Raw genomic sequence first — 14,561 nt, 5'->3', positions numbered from 1 at the left:
CCCCCCCCCCCCCCCCCCCCCCCCCCCCCCCCCCCCCCCCCCCCCCCCCCCCCCCCCCCCCCCCCCCCCCCCCTCCCGCGGTTGCACTGATCAGTCGTTGATGACGCAGTTCTCGCTGAACGCCGGGTTGAGCAGCCCGATCACGTTGATGCTGTTGCCACAGGCGTTGACATTCAGATCAACCGGGATCTGGACCAGGTTGCCCGACAGGACGCCTGGTGAGTAAGCCGCGATGCCATTGGCCTCGGAATCGGCTACAGCGACCCCGGAAGTGGCCAGCACCCCGGCACAGGCGGCAAGCCCGGCAGCCAGGACAGCAGTACGGAACGGCATGTTTCCTCCGATCGGTGGGATGAAATGACGTTCCATTGCAGCCAGGTGATGCCCCGTATCAGGTGAATTGCGCCGACCGAGGGCGGGGCGGGCCGGCCGGGTGTGATCCGAACGGCTGAAACGCGCTCAACCCCCCGCCACCCACGCAACCGTGCGGGCCGGTACGGAGTCCTGTCCGCCGACCACCGTCGCAGACAGGGGATTCGCATGTCAGTACGTACGATCCGGACCGCGCTGACCGCACTGACCACCACGGTCGTGGCGGCAGCCGTCGCCACCACCGCCTTCGTCACGCCCGCCGCGGCAGCGGACGCGAGGCCCGCCGGCTCCGGCCACGACGCCACCCGGCAGGCCATCGAGGCGGCGGTACGGGACGGAGTGCCCGGCGTGGTGGCCCAGGTCCAGGACCGGAACGGCACCTGGACCGGCACCGCCGGGGTCGCCGACCGCCGCACCGGACGCGAGCGCCACGCCGCCGACCGCTACCGCGTCGGCTCCATCACCAAGACCTTCGTCGCCACCGTGCTGCTCCAGCTGGAGGCGGAAGGCAGAGTCGACCTGGACGACACGGTCGAGAAGTGGCTGCCCGGCCTCGTACGCGGCAACGGTCACGACGGCCGGAGCATCACCCTCCGCCAGCTCCTCAACCACACCAGCGGCATATACAGCTACACGAGCGACCCCGGGTTCGTCCGGGACGTCTTCGGCGAGGGGTTCTTCGAGCACCGCTACGACACCTGGACCCCGCGGCAGCTCGTGGGGCTCGCCATGACCCACCGGCCCGACTTCGCGCCCGGCACGAGCTGGAACTACTCCAACACCAACTACGTCGTCGCCGGACTGGTCATCGAGAAGGTCACGGGCCGCCCGTACGGGTCCGAGATCGAGCGCCGCATTCTGCGCCCGCTCGGCCTGCGCGCCACCTCCGTGCCCGGCACCAGCGCCCGGATGCCGAAGCCCAGTGGCCGCGCCTACTCGAAGCTGTCCGACGACCCGGCGGCCACCAAGATCCACGACGTCACCGAGCTGAACCCGTCCATCGCGGGCGCGGCCGGCGAGATGATCTCCAACTCCTCGGACCTCCAGCGCTTCTACCGCGCGCTGCTGCGCGGCAAGCTGCTTCCGAAGCAGCAGCTGAAGGAGATGACCACGACCGTGGCGGTGAGCGACGAACTGCCCGGCTTCCGTTACGGGCTGGGGCTGACCCAGCAGAAGCTGTCCTGCGGCAAGGACGTCTGGGGCCACGGTGGCGGCATCCACGGCTCGGGCTCCGAGGCGGTCGCCACCCGGGACGCGAGCCACACCCTCGCGATGAACTTCAACGGCGACTGGGCGGGCGACTCGCGTCGGGTCGTCGAGGCGGAGTTCTGCGGCAGGTGACCTGCCGCGCGTGACGGCCGCATCCGGCTGGCCGCAGCTGACGGGCCGCAGCTGACCGGCCGCACCCGGCCGGTCCGTCGTGCGCGGGACACGTCGTGCGCGGGACACACGGGGGTCCCGCGCACGACGTCACCGCGGCAGTACCACCACGTACGCGGCCGGGTCGCGGTCGCCGGAGGCCATCAGCGCGGTCCTGACCACTGCGGCCTGCTGGTCGGCCGCGTCGCGCAGCTTGCGCGGCGTGATGTGGACGACCGTGATGCCGAGCCGCTCCAAGTGTTCGCGCTTACGGGCCTGTTCGGACCACTGCGCGTCCTCCTCCAGCCGGTGGCCCTGCCGGTGTCCCTGCCGGGACGCCCGCGTGTCCAGCTCCACCGCGACCGCCTGGTCGGGCCAGTACGCGTCGACCCCGCCCAGGTGCGGGCCGCCCGGCAGGCGCAGGTCCACGTTCCACAGCGGGTCGGGCAGGCCGTACGCCCGGACCATCTCGTACAGCCGGTCCTCGGCGATCGCCCGGCCCTCCGCGAGCAGCGAGTCGACCGCGTCCACCACGTGCGGCCGGGTCAGCAGCCTGGCCCGGGTCAACTCCCGTACGACGGAGTTGGCTTCGCAGTGGCCGCCGCGTACTGCCTCGGTGAGCAGCCGGCGTACCGCGTTGGCGTCGGCGAGGTGCGCGACGGCGTCGGCGACCGCCCGGGCCACGGGCGCGACGGGCACTCCGGTCAGCTGCTCCGGGTCGGGCAGCGCCGCGGTGCGGACCAGCCGTACGAAACCGGTCGACCGCAGCCGGCGCGTGCGCGGGACCAGGACGTCGATCCGGTCCAGCGCGAGCAGCGGAGGGGCGGAGGCGAACCGGTGCAGCGCCAGGGCCGCCAGCCCGGTGATCATCGCCTCGCCGTACGGCAGGGGCCGGACGGAGGCGGCCCGCTCCGGCGTGGCCGGCTGCTCGGGCAGGACGCCGGCCGCGGCCGGCCGGCCGGCGTGCAGCAGCGCCGCGTGCAGCCGCTCCTCGCTGGTCGGGGGACCGGGGTGCAGCAGGAAGACGCCGGGGAGGAGCTGCTGCCACGGCCCGCCGGGCCGGCAGCGCTCGGCGGCGCCGGCGGCGGTCACGCCGTGCAGCTCGCGCAGCTGCGCGACGCCGAGGACCCGGCGCTGCACGTCGGAGAGGTGGCGGAGGGGGCGGGGGGAGAGCGGGGTGTTGTGGTTCATGACCGGGGGTTTCCCGCCCGGGATCCGCCCCCTAACCGCTGTTACACGCCCGTCGACAAATCCGGACAAGGGCGTCCTAAAGTACGGGCGTTCGACTGCCGATCAGGGCCCTCGGCCCAGGCCCCTGATCAGCACGTCGTCACACCGCGTCAGAGGGCGAACCGTATGCCGTCACACAGCGTCAGATGCCGCCGCGTCGCACACCTGTCCGCGCAGCGCGCGTGCCAGGTCGTCGCGCGCCTCCAGAACCAGCCGGCGCAGGGCGGGTGCCGCGTCCGCGTGGCTGTCCAGCCACGCGTCCGTGGCGTCCAGCGTCGCCCGGTCGTCCTGGAGGGAGGGGAACAGGCCCCGCACCACATCCATGCCGATCTGGATCGAACGCTCGGTCCACACCCGCTCGATCGCCTCGAAGTACTTCGACGCGTAGGGCGCCAGCAGCTCCCGCTGCCCCGCCTGCGCGAAGCCGGAGATCGTCGCCTCCACCAGCGCGTTGGAAAGCGCGTCCGACTCGACCACCGCCACCCACGCCTGCGCCTTGACCTCGGCCGAGGGACGCGCGGCCAGGCAGCGCACCTGGTGCCGCTTGCCCGAGGCGGTGTCGTCGCGCGCCAGCTCCGCGCCGATGGCCTGCTCGTCGGCGGCGCCGTGCGAGGCCAGCGGCTCCAGGAAGGCCCAGCGAAGCTCCTGGTCGACATCGAGACCGTCGATCTTCGCCGTGCCGTCCAACAGGCCCTGCAACAGCTGGAGATCGGACTCGGTGGTGGCGGTGGCGGCGAAGAACCGCGCCCAGGTCAACTGGTTCTCGCTGCCCGGCTCGGCGAGCCGCAGCTCGCGCAGCGCGCCCTCGGCCAGCGCGCGGCCGCCCTCCTCGCGCCACTCGGGCGCGGCGTAGTGCGTGACCGCCGAGCGGGCCCAGGCGTGCAGCATCTGGAGCACGCCCACGTCCGACTCGCGCCCGGCGAAGTTCAGAACGAGCGCGACGAAGTCGCGGGCCGGCATCAGCGCGTCGCGGGTGAGGCTCCACAGGGCCGACCAGCACAGCGCCCGCGCCAGCGGGTCGGTGATCTCGCCGAGGTGCTTGCGCAGGGTGGCCAGCGACCCCTCGTCGAAGCGGATCTTGCAGTACGTGAGGTCGTCGTCGTTGACGAGCACCAGCGCCGGCCGCTCGGATCCGGCCAGCCCGTCCACGACCGTGCGCGGGCCCGCCACGTCCACCTCGGCGCGGGCGTAGCGTACGAGCGCGCCGTCCTCGTCGCGCCGCCGGTAGAGCCCGACCGCGACCCGGTGCGGCCGGAGTTCGGGGTGCGAACCGGCCGCCTCCTGGATGATCGCCAGCTGGGTGATCCGGTCCGAGGCGTCGTAAGTGAGCTGGGGCGTCAGCGCGTTGACCCCGGCCGTCTGCAGCCAGGACCTGGCCCAGCCGGCCATGTCCCGCCCGGACGTCTCCTCCAGTACGGACAACAGGTCGCCCAGGCGGGTGTTTCCGTACGCGTGCCGCTTGAAGTAGCGCCGGGCGCCCTCCAGGAACGCGTCCTGCCCGACGTACGCGACGAGTTGCTTCAGTACCGAGGCGCCCTTGGCGTACGTGATGCCGTCGAAGTTGAGCTTGGCGTCCTCCAGGTCACGGATGTCCGCCGTGACCGGGTGCGTGGAGGGCAGCTGGTCGGCCCGGTAGGCCCACGCCTTGCGGTTGTTGGCGAAGGTGACCCATCCGTTGTCGAAGCGGGTCGCCTCCACCAGGGAGAACGACCCCATGAAGTCGGCGAAGGACTCCTTCAGCCACAGGTCGTCCCACCACTGCATGGTGACCAGGTCGCCGAACCACATGTGGGCCATCTCGTGCAGGATGACGTTCGCCCGGCGCTCGTACGACGCCTGCGTCACCTTGCCGCGGAAGATGTACTCCTCGCGGAAGGTCACCATCCCCGGGTTCTCCATCGCGCCGAGGTTGTACTCGGGGACGAAGGCCTGGTCGTACTTGCCGAAGGGGTACGGGTAGTCGAAGTGGTCGTGGAAGAAGTCCAGGCCCTGCTTCGTCACCAGGAAGACGTCGTCGGCGTCGAAGTACCGGGCGAGCCCCTTGCGGCACATCGCGCCGAGCGGGATCTCCAGCGTGGTGCCGTCGCTCAGGGTGCGGCTGTAGGAGTCGGTGACGTAGTGGTACGGGCCGGCCACGACCGCGGTGATGTACGTCGAGATCGGCTTCGTCCCGGCGAACCGCCACACCCCGTCCAGCTGCGACCCGACCGCGCCGTTGCTCCACACGGTCCAGCCCTCGGGCGCGGAGACCTCGAAGAGGAAGGGGGCCTTCAGATCGGGCTGCTCGAAGTTGGCGAAGACGCGGCGCGCGTCGGCCGGCTCGTACTGCGTGTAGAGGTAGACCTCGCCGTCCTCCGGGTCGACGAAGCGGTGCATGCCCTCGCCGGTGCGGCTGTACGCGCACTGCGCGTCCACCACCAGCACGTTCTCCGCGGCCAGGTCGTCCAGCGCGATCCGGGTGCCGTCGAACACGAGCGCCGGATCCAGCTCGCGGCCGTTGAGCCGTACGGTGGTCACCGACGGCGCGACCAGGTCCGCGAAGGACGCCGCGCCGGGCTCGGCGGCGCGGAAGCGGATGGTGGTCACCGAGCGGAAGGTGCGCGGACCGGTCCCGGATTCGTCATCGCCGACCGCGGAACGCAGGTCGAGCGACACTTCGTACCCGTCGACGGACAGCAGTGCTGCCCGCTCGCGGGCCTCGTCGCGGGTCAGGTTCTCTCCGGGCACCGGCACTCCTTCGTGCGTGTTGACCTCCAGCGGTTCGAATCCTCCCACGGGGGTCCGCGGCGGAGGCACCCGGGAATGACACCGGTCACCGGCGTTGTTGCGCATGACTACGCGCGCGACCGACGTTCTTATCGAGGAGAGACATGTCCGAAACCCCGGCGACCACCGCGGCGACCGGCAAGACCCCCGTCGACTTCTGGTTCGACCCGCTCTGTCCCTGGGCGTGGATGACGTCCCGCTGGATGCTCGAGGTCGAGAAGGTGCGCGACGTCGAGGTGCGGTGGCACGTCATGAGCCTTGCGGTGCTGAACGAGAACCGCATCGACGAGCTGCCCGAGGAGTACCGCGAGATGCTCGCGACCCAGGCCTGGGGCCCGGTCCGCGTCGTCATCGCGGCCCAGCAGAAGTTCGGCGAGCAGATCACGGGCCCGCTCTACACGGCGCTCGGCACCCGTTTCCACAACCGGGGCGAGGGCCCGACCCTCGAAGCCGTCGCGGCGGCGCTGGAGGAGGTCAGCCTGCCGGCGGACCTGATCGAGTACGCCGGTTCGCACACCTACGACGCCGAGCTGCGCGCCTCCCACCAGGAGGGCATCGAGAAGGTCGGCCAGGACGTCGGCACCCCGGTGATCGCGGTCCCGGGCGCGGACGGCGAGCAGATCGCCTTCTTCGGCCCGGTGGTCACCCCGGCGCCCAAGGGCGAGGCGGCGGCGAAGCTGTGGGACGGCACCCTGCTGGTGGCGTCGACGCCGGGCTTCTACGAGATCAAGCGCACCCGGACCGAGGGCCCGATCTTCGACTGAGCGGATCTCCCCGGCTGCGAAAGGCCCCCGCGAGTCACGTCCTCGCGGGGGCCTTCCGTTCATCCGCCTGCCCGGTGAAGGTTGAGAAGACGATCACGAGCAGGGCGCTGTGGGGGTGCCGGCGCTACGGAGCGAGCAGCAGGCTGTGCGCGCGCTCCTTGGCGGAGGCGTAACGCTTCGCCACGTCCTGCCAGTTGACGACCTGCCACATGGCCTCGATGAAGTCCACCTTCTGGTTCTTGTACTGCAGGTAGAAGGCGTGCTCCCAGGCGTCGAAGACCAGGATCGGCACCGACCCCTGGCCGACGTTGCCCTGGTGGTCGTAGACCTGCTCGACGATGAGGCGGCCGCTGACCGGCTCGTACGCGAGAACGCCCCAGCCCGAACCCTGCGTGGTGGCCGAGGCCTTGGAGAGCTGCGTCCTGAACTTGGCGAAGGAGCCGAAGGATTCGGCGATGGCGTCGGCCAGCTCGCCGACCCCGTCCTTGTCCAGCGGCTCGCCGCCACCGTCACCGGTCATGTTGTGCCAGTAGATCGAGTGCAGGATGTGGCCGGAGAGATGAAACGCGAGGTTCTTCTCCAGGCCGTTGATGGCCCCCCACGCCTCCTTGTCGCGCGCCTCCTCGAGCTGTTCGAGGGTGTCGTTCGCGCCCTTCACGTAGGCCGCGTGGTGTTTGTCGTGGTGCAGCTCGATGATCTGCGGGTTGATGACGGGCTCAAGCGCCGCGTAGTCGTACGGAAGTTCCGGAAGTGTGTAGATGGCCATGATCGACAACAACGCCCTTCGACAATTCTTATTGCAAAAGACTTGCAACTGCACCTTAACAGCAGAAGCTGGTGGGTGTGGGATGGCGCGAAGTCACCCATGCGGGTGAGCAAGCGCCCTAGAATCGAAGATCATCCGAGCGGGGGGCACTCCATGGATCCGCAGATCGCCGATCTGGCCAGAACGGCCGGAACGACGATGGTGTCGTTGATGGCCACGCACGCCTGGGAGTCGGCGCGCGGAGGCATGGTCGCGCTCTGGCGGCGTTTCCAGCCGGGCAGAGCCGACGGGATCGGCGACGAACTCGACGCCACCCGGGACGACGTCCTGCTCGCCCGCGAGTCCGGCGACGAGGAGTCCGAGGCCGAGCTGGCCGCCGAATGGCAGGGGCGGCTGCGCCGACTGCTGGCCGCGCAGCCGGAGGTGGCCGTCGAGCTGCGCCGGATCCTGGACGAGCTCGCCCCGGCGCGCCCGGAGGAGCGGCCGGCCGGCATCCAGCTGCGCGCCGAGGCGTCGGGCAGCGGGCGGGTCTACCAGGCCGGCCGCGACCAGCACATCACGGAGCGATGACCGGGGGCGGACAGCTCGACGGGCGCGCCTCCGGCCAGGGGCGGGTCTTCCAGGCGAGCGGCGACCAGTACATCGAGGAGCACCACCACCACTACGAGGCCGGCACGGCCCCGCTCCTCGAACGCCTGGTGGTACGGCCGGGCGCGCCGGGTACGCCGGTGGCGGCGCCGGACTCGGTACGGGTGCCGCTGGTGGGGCGCGCGCCCACTGTCGTACGGGACCGCGCTGAGCTGCGCGCCCTGCTGCGTACGGCGGTCTCCGGCGCCGGCGACGAGGTGCACGTCGTGCACGGCATGGGCGGCTGCGGCAAGACGACAGTCGCGCTGTGGTTGTTCACCGAGGCCGTCCGGGAGCTCGGCCGCGTCGGGCTCTGGGTGAACGCCTCGGAACGGATGTCCCTGCGCGCGGGCATGCTCGCGGTCGCCGGCGACCGCGGCGCGACGACCGGTGAACTGGCCGCCGCGGCCGGCGGCCAGCGCGCGGCGGCGGACCTGGTCTGGCACTACCTGGACCGGTCCGCCGAGCCCTGGCTGCTGGTCCTGGACAACGCCGACGACCCGGCGGTCCTGGAGGAGGGCGGCTGGCTGCGCACCAGCCCGTCCGGCACGGTCCTGGTCACCACGCGCCACGCGACCTCGCCGCTGTGGCGGGGGCCCGGCGTCAGCCGGCACGCGCTGGGCGTGCTGCCACTGGAGGACGCGGCGCAGGTCCTGTGCGACCTGGCCCCGGACGCGGGCACGCCGGAGTCGGCCCGGAAGGTGGCGGAGCGCCTGGGCTGCCTGCCGCTGGCCCTGACGCTGGCGGGCTCGCACCTGGCCCACCAACTCCTGGAGTCGTGGTCGATGGACGAGTACGACCGGAAACTGGCCGAACAGTCGACGAGCCTGGTCGACCAGGGTGCGCAGAGCCACGGCAGCAATCAGTCCCGCCAACTGGTCGGCCGCACCTGGCAGTTGTCGCTGGACGCGCTGGCCGCGCAGGACCGGCCCGAGGCCACCACACTGCTGCGCCTGCTGTCCTTCTGGGCGGCGGAGCCGGTGCCGGTGGCGGTGCTCATGCCGATCGTCCGGGGCGAGGTGGAACTCAACGGCCTCGAACACCCGCCTGCCGGGACGCGACTGGAGCCGGCCCTGCGCGCCCTGCTGGACCACTCCCTGATCGAGATGGTCGACACGGCCGGCAGCCGCTGCGTTCAGGCCCACGGAGTCCTGCTGGACAGCGTCGCCGCGGCCGTGCCGGCCGCGCAGCGCACGGCGTTCCTGGAGACGGCGGCAGCGCTCCTGGTCGGCGCGCTCCCCACCCCCGACGTGCCACCGGTCGATGCGCGCGTACGGCTGGCCGCGCTGGCCCCGCACGCGATGAGGCTGCTCAGCAGTGCGCCGGTGCCGCGGGCGGTGGAACCGGCCGTGCTGCTCACCCGGCAGCTGTACGAGGCGGGTGAGTACACCACCGTCCTGCCCATGGCGCGTGCCGCCGAGCGGGCGGTGTCCGAACTGCTCGGCGAGCACGACCCGTTGGCTCTGGCCACCCGGTACACGCTCGCCGCCGCGCTGTTCCGGACCGGTTGGTACGCCGAATCCGAAGCGGCGCACCGCGAGGTGCTGGAGGCGCGCGAGCGGGTTCTGGGCCCGGAACACCCCGACACCCTGGAGAGCTGCTTCGGACTGCACCAGCCCCTGAACCTGCTCGGCCGGCTCCAGGAGGCCGAAGAGGCACTGCGCCGGGCCGTGGCCGGTCAGCGCAAGGTGCTCGGTGAGCACGCACCCGCGCTGCTGCGGAGCCGGCTGTCGCTCGCGATCGTGCTGAACGACAGCCAGAAGTTCGACGAGTTCGCCGCCGAGGCACCCTCGGTGGCCGAGGACTGCCGTCGGGCGCTGGGACCGGACCACCCCGTGACGCTGGACGCGCTGCACAGTTACGCCGACGGGCTGCGTGTCGTGGGCCGGCACGACGAGGCGGAAGCCCTGGGCCGGCGCGTGCTGGCCGACCGGATCCGCGTGCAGGGGAGGGACCATCCCCTCGCGCTCGCGACGATGTCAATGATGGCGCGGCTGGCCCAGGCACAGGGGAGGACGGCCGAGGCCGTGAGCCGGCTCGACGAGCTCATCGAGCGGCGCGAACAGGTGCTCGGGCCCGACCACCCGTTCATCGCGGAGAACCGGGAATGGCGGGCCGAGTGGCTGGCCGGGGCAGCCGGCTGAAGCGGGGAGGGCTCACCCGCGGCGCGCGAGCAACTCCCGTACCCACGCCACCAGCAGCACCACCGCCGCGGCCCCCGCCGACCACAGCACCTGTGGCCGGGCCACGTCGTCCGTCAGCATCAGGACCAGTACGGCGGCCATCGCCGCCAGCACTGTCCAGGTCAGCCAGGGGAAGCCCCACATCCGCAGGGTCAGCGTCTCGGGGGCTTCCCGCTCGATCCGGCGGCGCAGCCGCAGCTGCGAGACGGCGATCAGGACCCAGACGAACAGCAGCACCGCGCCGACCGCGTTGAGCATGTACTCGAAGACGGAGTCGGGCCACTTCAGATTGAGCAGTACGGAGACGAACCCGAAGGCGACCGAGGCGAGCACCGCCCGCCGCGGCACACCACCGCCCGAGATCTTCAGCAGCCCCTTCGGCGCCTCGCCGCGCTCCGCCAGCGAGAACACCATCCGGGAGGACCCGTACAGATTCGCGTTCAGCGCCGACAGCAGGGCCACGAAGACCACGATGTTCATGATCTGCCCGGCGGACTGCACGCCGATCGAGTCGAGCACCGCGACGTACGGGCTCTGCCCGGGGTTCATCGCCGTCCACGGCAGCAGCGTGACGATGACCAGCATCGAGCCGACGTAGAAGAACAGGATCCGCCACACCGCGCTGCGCACCGCCCGGCTGACCGCGCGCGCCGGGTTGTCCGACTCCGCGGCCGCGATGGTGACGACCTCCAGCCCGCCGAACGCGAAGACGACGGCCAGCACACCCGAGACCACGCCTCCCCAGCCGTTCGGCAGGAAGCCGCCCTGCCCGGTCAGGTTGGTCATCCCGATGGGCTCGGTGTCCGGCAGCACGCCGAAAATCGCCAGCAGGCCGAGCCCCAGGAACAGCACGATCGCGCCGACCTTCAGGCCCGCGAACCAGAACTCGAACTCGCCGAAGTTCTTCACGGCGGCGAGGTTGGTGGCGGTGAACACCACCATGAAGATCAGCACCCAGGCCCACTGGGGCACACCCGGCACCCATCCGTTCGCGATGCCTGCCGCGCCCGTGGCCTCCACGGCGAGGACGACGACCAGCAGGAACCAGTACAGCCAGCCCACCGAGAACCCGGCCCAGCGCCCCATCGCGCGTTCCGCGTGGACGGAGAAGGAGCCGGAGGCCGGCATCGCGGCGGACATCTCGCCCAGCATCCGCATCACCAGCATGGCGAGCGTGCCGGCGATCAGATACGAGACGACGATCCCCGGGCCGGCGACCGCGATCCCGGCGCCGGAGCCGAGGAACAGTCCGGCACCGATCACCCCGCCGAGGCCGAGCATGGTCAGGTGGCGCTGCTTGAGCCCGTGGGAGAGGGGTTCGGCAGTCAGTGCGTCGTGCATGGCGCTCGTACTCGCAAGGGGCTCAGCGGTTTGGCGGGATTCCACAGTCTGTCCGAGCGGGGCCCGACGACGCAAAACGGGCCACCGGGGCTGCCACCTTCAGTGACGAGTCTCACGTCGTCGCGGGCATGACCGGCCGTCTTTGTCCAGTGCCCACTAACCGGCGGCGACGGGCTTTGTCGTTGGCTGACGGTGATCGGGCGCTGACGCACGGGTTAACGTCACCGTGTCCTGCCCTGCCGTACCCCCGTACGCCTCACCCCGGAGTTCCGATGAGCACTGCTTCTCTCACCTCGCGCCCCGGAGCGGTCCTCGCCGACCTGCTGCCCGCCGCCACCGCCTCCCGCGCCCGGATCCGCGACATCGCCCTGGTGCTCGGCGGCGCGGCGCTCACCGGCATCGCCGCCCAGCTCGCCGTACCGGTTCCCGGCTCTCCGGTCCCGGTGACCGGCCAGACCTTCGCGGCCCTCCTCGTCGGCACCTCGCTCGGCGCCCGCCGCGGCTTCCTCTCCCTCGCGTTGTACGCGCTGGTGGGCATGGCGGGCGTGCCGTGGTTCGCGAACGGCACCTCGGGCGCGGGTGGCGCCTCCTTCGGGTACGTCCTGGGCATGGTGCTCGCCGCGACCGTCGTCGGTGCGCTCGCGCGCCGTGGTGCGGACCGCTCGGTACCGCGTACCGCTGGGGCGATGGCGATCGGCTCCGCGGTGATCTACGCGGTCGGTGTCCCGTACCTCGCGTTCGCCGCGGACCTCTCCCTCGGTGCGGCGGTCGCGGCCGGCCTGACCCCGTTCCTCATCGGCGACGCGCTGAAGGCCGCGCTCGCCATGGGCGTACTGCCAGCCGCCTGGAAGCTCCTAGGCCGCCGCGGCTGAGCCCCCCGTACATGCGAGAGGGCCCGCACACCGTCACCGGCGTGCGGGCCCTCTCGTCGTACGTGGCCGGGACTACTGGACCGTCTCCACCATGCGCTTGTGACGACGCTGGCGGACCACTCCGACGGCCACCACGATCGCGGCCACCAGCACCGACAGCAGGACCACCTCGCGGTTGGCGTCGTCGAAGAGCATGTAGACCAGCACGAAGGTGATCATCGCGGCCGCCGCCCAGGTCAGGTACGGGAAGAGCCACATCTTCACGGTCAGCTTCTCCGGCGCCTCGCGCAGCAGGATCCCGCGCATCCGCAGCTGGGTGAAACAGATCACCAGCCAGACGAACAGGGCAACCGCGCCCGAGGAGTTCAGCAGGAAGAGGAAGACCGTGTCCTTCCACACGTAGTTGAAGAAGACGGCGACGAAGCCGAAGATCACGGAGGCCAGGATGGCGGCGGTCGGCACGCCCTTGGCGTTGACCTTGGCGAACGCCTTCGGCGCGTCACCGCGCTCACCCAGCGAGAAGGCCATGCGGGAGGCGGTGTAGAGGCCCGAGTTCAGGCAGGAGAGCACCGCGGTCAGCACGATCACGTTCATGATCTGGCCGGCGTGGGCGATGCCGATCGAGTCCAGGGCCGCGACGTAGGAGCCCTTCTCGACGATCGACTTGTCGTTCCACGGCAGCAGGGTCAGGACCACGAAGATCGAGCCCAGGTAGAAGACGGCGATCCGCCAGATGACGCTGTTGGTGGCCTTGGTGACCGCGCGCCGCGGGTCCTCGGACTCGCCGGCGGCCAGCGTGACGATCTCGCTGCCCATGAAGGAGAAGACGACCATCAGCACACCGGTGAGGATGGCGCCGGCGCCGTTGGGCAGGAAGCCGCCCGCGTCGGTGAGGTGCGCGAAGCCCGCGCCCGGGTTGTCGGAGCCCGGCAGCACGCCGAAGACGGCGAGCAGACCGATCACCACGAAGGCACCGATCGCGACGACCTTGATGCCCGCGAACCAGAACTCGAACTCACCGTAGGAAGAGACCGAGACGAGGTTGGTGGCCGTCAGCACGACCATCACGATCAGCGCCCAGCCCCACTGCGGTACGGCCGGTATCCAGCCCTCGAGGATCACCGCACCCGCGGTCGCCTCGACGGCGAGCACCACCACCCAGAAGAACCAGTACAGCCAGCCGATCGAGAAGCCGGCCCAGCGGCCCAGCGCGCGGTCGGCGTACGCGGAGAACGACCCCGAGTTGGGGCTGGCGGCGGCCATCTCGCCCAGCATCCGCATCACGAGCACGACCAGTGCGCCGACCAGCGCGTAGGACACCAGGATGGCGGGCCCGGCCTTGGCGATGCCGCCGGAGGACCCTACGAAGAGGCCTGCACCGATCACACCGCCGATGGCGATCATGGACAGATGGCGGTTCTTGAGGCCGGCTTTCAGACCGTCGGAAGGCTGCGTTTCCCTGGGATTCCCGGGGTTTTCGCCTGCCTTCGTAAGGGTCGACTGCGTGGTCATGCGTAATCCTTAGGTTCTCGGGTTACGAGCCCATGCATTCAACCCTCACATCCGCAAATACGGAAGACCTGATTCCGGATCGTTGCACAAGGCCGCAGCGCGGGGGCCGGGAGGACGCCGGGGTGCGGGACCTCTGTCAGGGGCCGAGGTCCCGCACCCGGGCGCGCCTACCCCCCGACCCGCATGCCACACTCGGAACATGCGCGTGTACCTCGGATCCGACCATGCCGGTTTTGAACTCAAGAACCACCTCGTGGAGTGGCTGAAGGCCAACGGCCACGAGCCCGTCGACTGCGGCCCCCACATCTACGACGCCCAGGACGACTACCCCCCGTTCTGCCTGCGTGCCGCCGAGCGGACGGCCGCGGACCCGGAGGGCCTGGGCATCGTCATCGGCGGCTCCGGCAACGGCGAGCAGATCGCCGCGAACAAGGTCAAGGGCGTCCGTGCGGCGCTGGCCTGGAGCCGCGAGACCGCGGCGCTCGGCCGCGAGCACAACAACGCCAACGTGATCTCCATCGGCGGCCGGATGCACACCCAGGACGAGGCGACGAAGTTCGTCGAGATCTTCCTGACCACGCCGTACTCCGGTGAGGAGCGTCACACGCGCCGCATCGAGATGCTGTCCGCGTACGAGACGACCGGCGCCCTCCCGCCGATCCCGGCCCACCACCCGCAGCAGGACTGACCCACCCCGTTCCACCCCTGTGCCGCCGGGCGACCCCGGCGGCACAGGCGTGCCGGCCGGCACAACTGAGAGAAACCGAGG

12 protein-coding genes are annotated in these 14,561 nt (G+C 71.0%); 6 read left to right on the top strand and 6 right to left on the bottom strand.

What is annotated here, in order from left to right; translation table 11 throughout:
* Positions 1 to 90: 90 nt before the first annotated feature.
* Positions 91 to 333, bottom strand: a complete 243-nt coding sequence (locus ACWV17_RS32530; RefSeq protein ID WP_455362485.1) for a chaplin — start codon at positions 331 to 333, stop codon at positions 91 to 93.
* A 207-nt stretch (positions 334 to 540) separates the two neighbouring features.
* On the opposite strand from ACWV17_RS32530, the gene ACWV17_RS32525 reads away from it, so the two are divergent.
* The gene (locus ACWV17_RS32525; protein ID WP_455362484.1) at positions 541 to 1,713 is read left to right on the top strand and encodes a serine hydrolase domain-containing protein; all 1,173 of its coding nucleotides are present in this window, start codon (positions 541 to 543) and stop codon (positions 1,711 to 1,713) included.
* A 129-nt stretch (positions 1,714 to 1,842) separates the two neighbouring features.
* Here ACWV17_RS32525 and ACWV17_RS32520 read toward each other — a convergent pair whose 3' ends face one another.
* Positions 1,843 to 2,922, bottom strand: coding sequence for a hypothetical protein (locus tag ACWV17_RS32520; RefSeq protein ID WP_455362483.1), 1,080 nt, complete (start codon positions 2,920 to 2,922; stop codon positions 1,843 to 1,845).
* 171 nt (positions 2,923 to 3,093) lie between these two features.
* Positions 3,094 to 5,688: an aminopeptidase N gene (gene pepN / locus ACWV17_RS32515; protein WP_455362482.1), complete on the bottom strand. Its 2,595-nt coding sequence runs from the start codon at positions 5,686 to 5,688 to the stop codon at positions 3,094 to 3,096.
* Between the two features lie 143 nt (positions 5,689 to 5,831).
* Here pepN and ACWV17_RS32510 point away from each other — a divergent pair, with 143 nt between their 5' ends.
* Complete coding sequence (locus tag ACWV17_RS32510; protein WP_455362481.1) at positions 5,832 to 6,491, top strand: mycothiol-dependent nitroreductase Rv2466c family protein; 660 nt, start codon at positions 5,832 to 5,834, stop codon at positions 6,489 to 6,491.
* 124 nt (positions 6,492 to 6,615) lie between these two features.
* Here the strand turns inward: ACWV17_RS32510 and ACWV17_RS32505 are convergent, their stop codons facing one another.
* Positions 6,616 to 7,257 (bottom strand): superoxide dismutase, encoded by a 642-nt coding sequence (locus ACWV17_RS32505; RefSeq protein ID WP_455362480.1) that lies wholly within the window; start codon positions 7,255 to 7,257, stop codon positions 6,616 to 6,618.
* Positions 7,258 to 7,410: 153 nt separating this feature from the next.
* On the opposite strand from ACWV17_RS32505, the gene ACWV17_RS32500 reads away from it, so the two are divergent.
* Both ACWV17_RS32500 and ACWV17_RS32495 read left to right on the top strand, forming a co-directional pair.
* Positions 7,411 to 7,827, top strand: coding sequence for a hypothetical protein (locus ACWV17_RS32500; protein ID WP_455362479.1), 417 nt, complete (start codon positions 7,411 to 7,413; stop codon positions 7,825 to 7,827).
* Complete coding sequence (locus tag ACWV17_RS32495) at positions 7,824 to 10,028, top strand: tetratricopeptide repeat protein (protein WP_455362478.1); 2,205 nt, start codon at positions 7,824 to 7,826, stop codon at positions 10,026 to 10,028. Before ACWV17_RS32500 ends, ACWV17_RS32495 begins: the two co-directional genes overlap by 4 nt.
* 12 nt (positions 10,029 to 10,040) lie before the next feature.
* Here ACWV17_RS32495 and ACWV17_RS32490 read toward each other — a convergent pair whose 3' ends face one another.
* Positions 10,041 to 11,408: an amino acid permease gene (locus ACWV17_RS32490; RefSeq protein ID WP_455362477.1), complete on the bottom strand. Its 1,368-nt coding sequence runs from the start codon at positions 11,406 to 11,408 to the stop codon at positions 10,041 to 10,043.
* 272 nt (positions 11,409 to 11,680) lie between these two features.
* Here ACWV17_RS32490 and ACWV17_RS32485 point away from each other — a divergent pair, with 272 nt between their 5' ends.
* On the top strand, positions 11,681 to 12,280 hold the full coding sequence (locus ACWV17_RS32485; protein ID WP_455362476.1) for a biotin transporter BioY: 600 nt from the start codon (positions 11,681 to 11,683) through the stop codon (positions 12,278 to 12,280).
* 72 nt (positions 12,281 to 12,352) lie between these two features.
* On the opposite strand, the gene ACWV17_RS32480 is transcribed toward ACWV17_RS32485, so the two are convergent.
* Positions 12,353 to 13,792 carry an amino acid permease gene (locus ACWV17_RS32480; protein ID WP_455362475.1) on the bottom strand — a complete coding sequence of 480 codons (1,440 nt, stop codon included), beginning with the start codon at positions 13,790 to 13,792 and terminating at the stop codon, positions 12,353 to 12,355.
* A gap of 199 nt (positions 13,793 to 13,991) precedes the next feature.
* Here ACWV17_RS32480 and ACWV17_RS32475 point away from each other — a divergent pair, with 199 nt between their 5' ends.
* Complete coding sequence (locus tag ACWV17_RS32475; protein ID WP_455356548.1) at positions 13,992 to 14,480, top strand: ribose-5-phosphate isomerase; 489 nt, start codon at positions 13,992 to 13,994, stop codon at positions 14,478 to 14,480.
* The last annotated feature ends 81 nt before the right edge of the window (positions 14,481 to 14,561 follow it).

Source organism: Streptomyces mabaensis, from assembly GCF_053763515.1.
The sequence above is the reverse complement of the archived record's forward strand: the minus strand, read 5'-3'. Positions and strand labels throughout refer to the sequence as shown.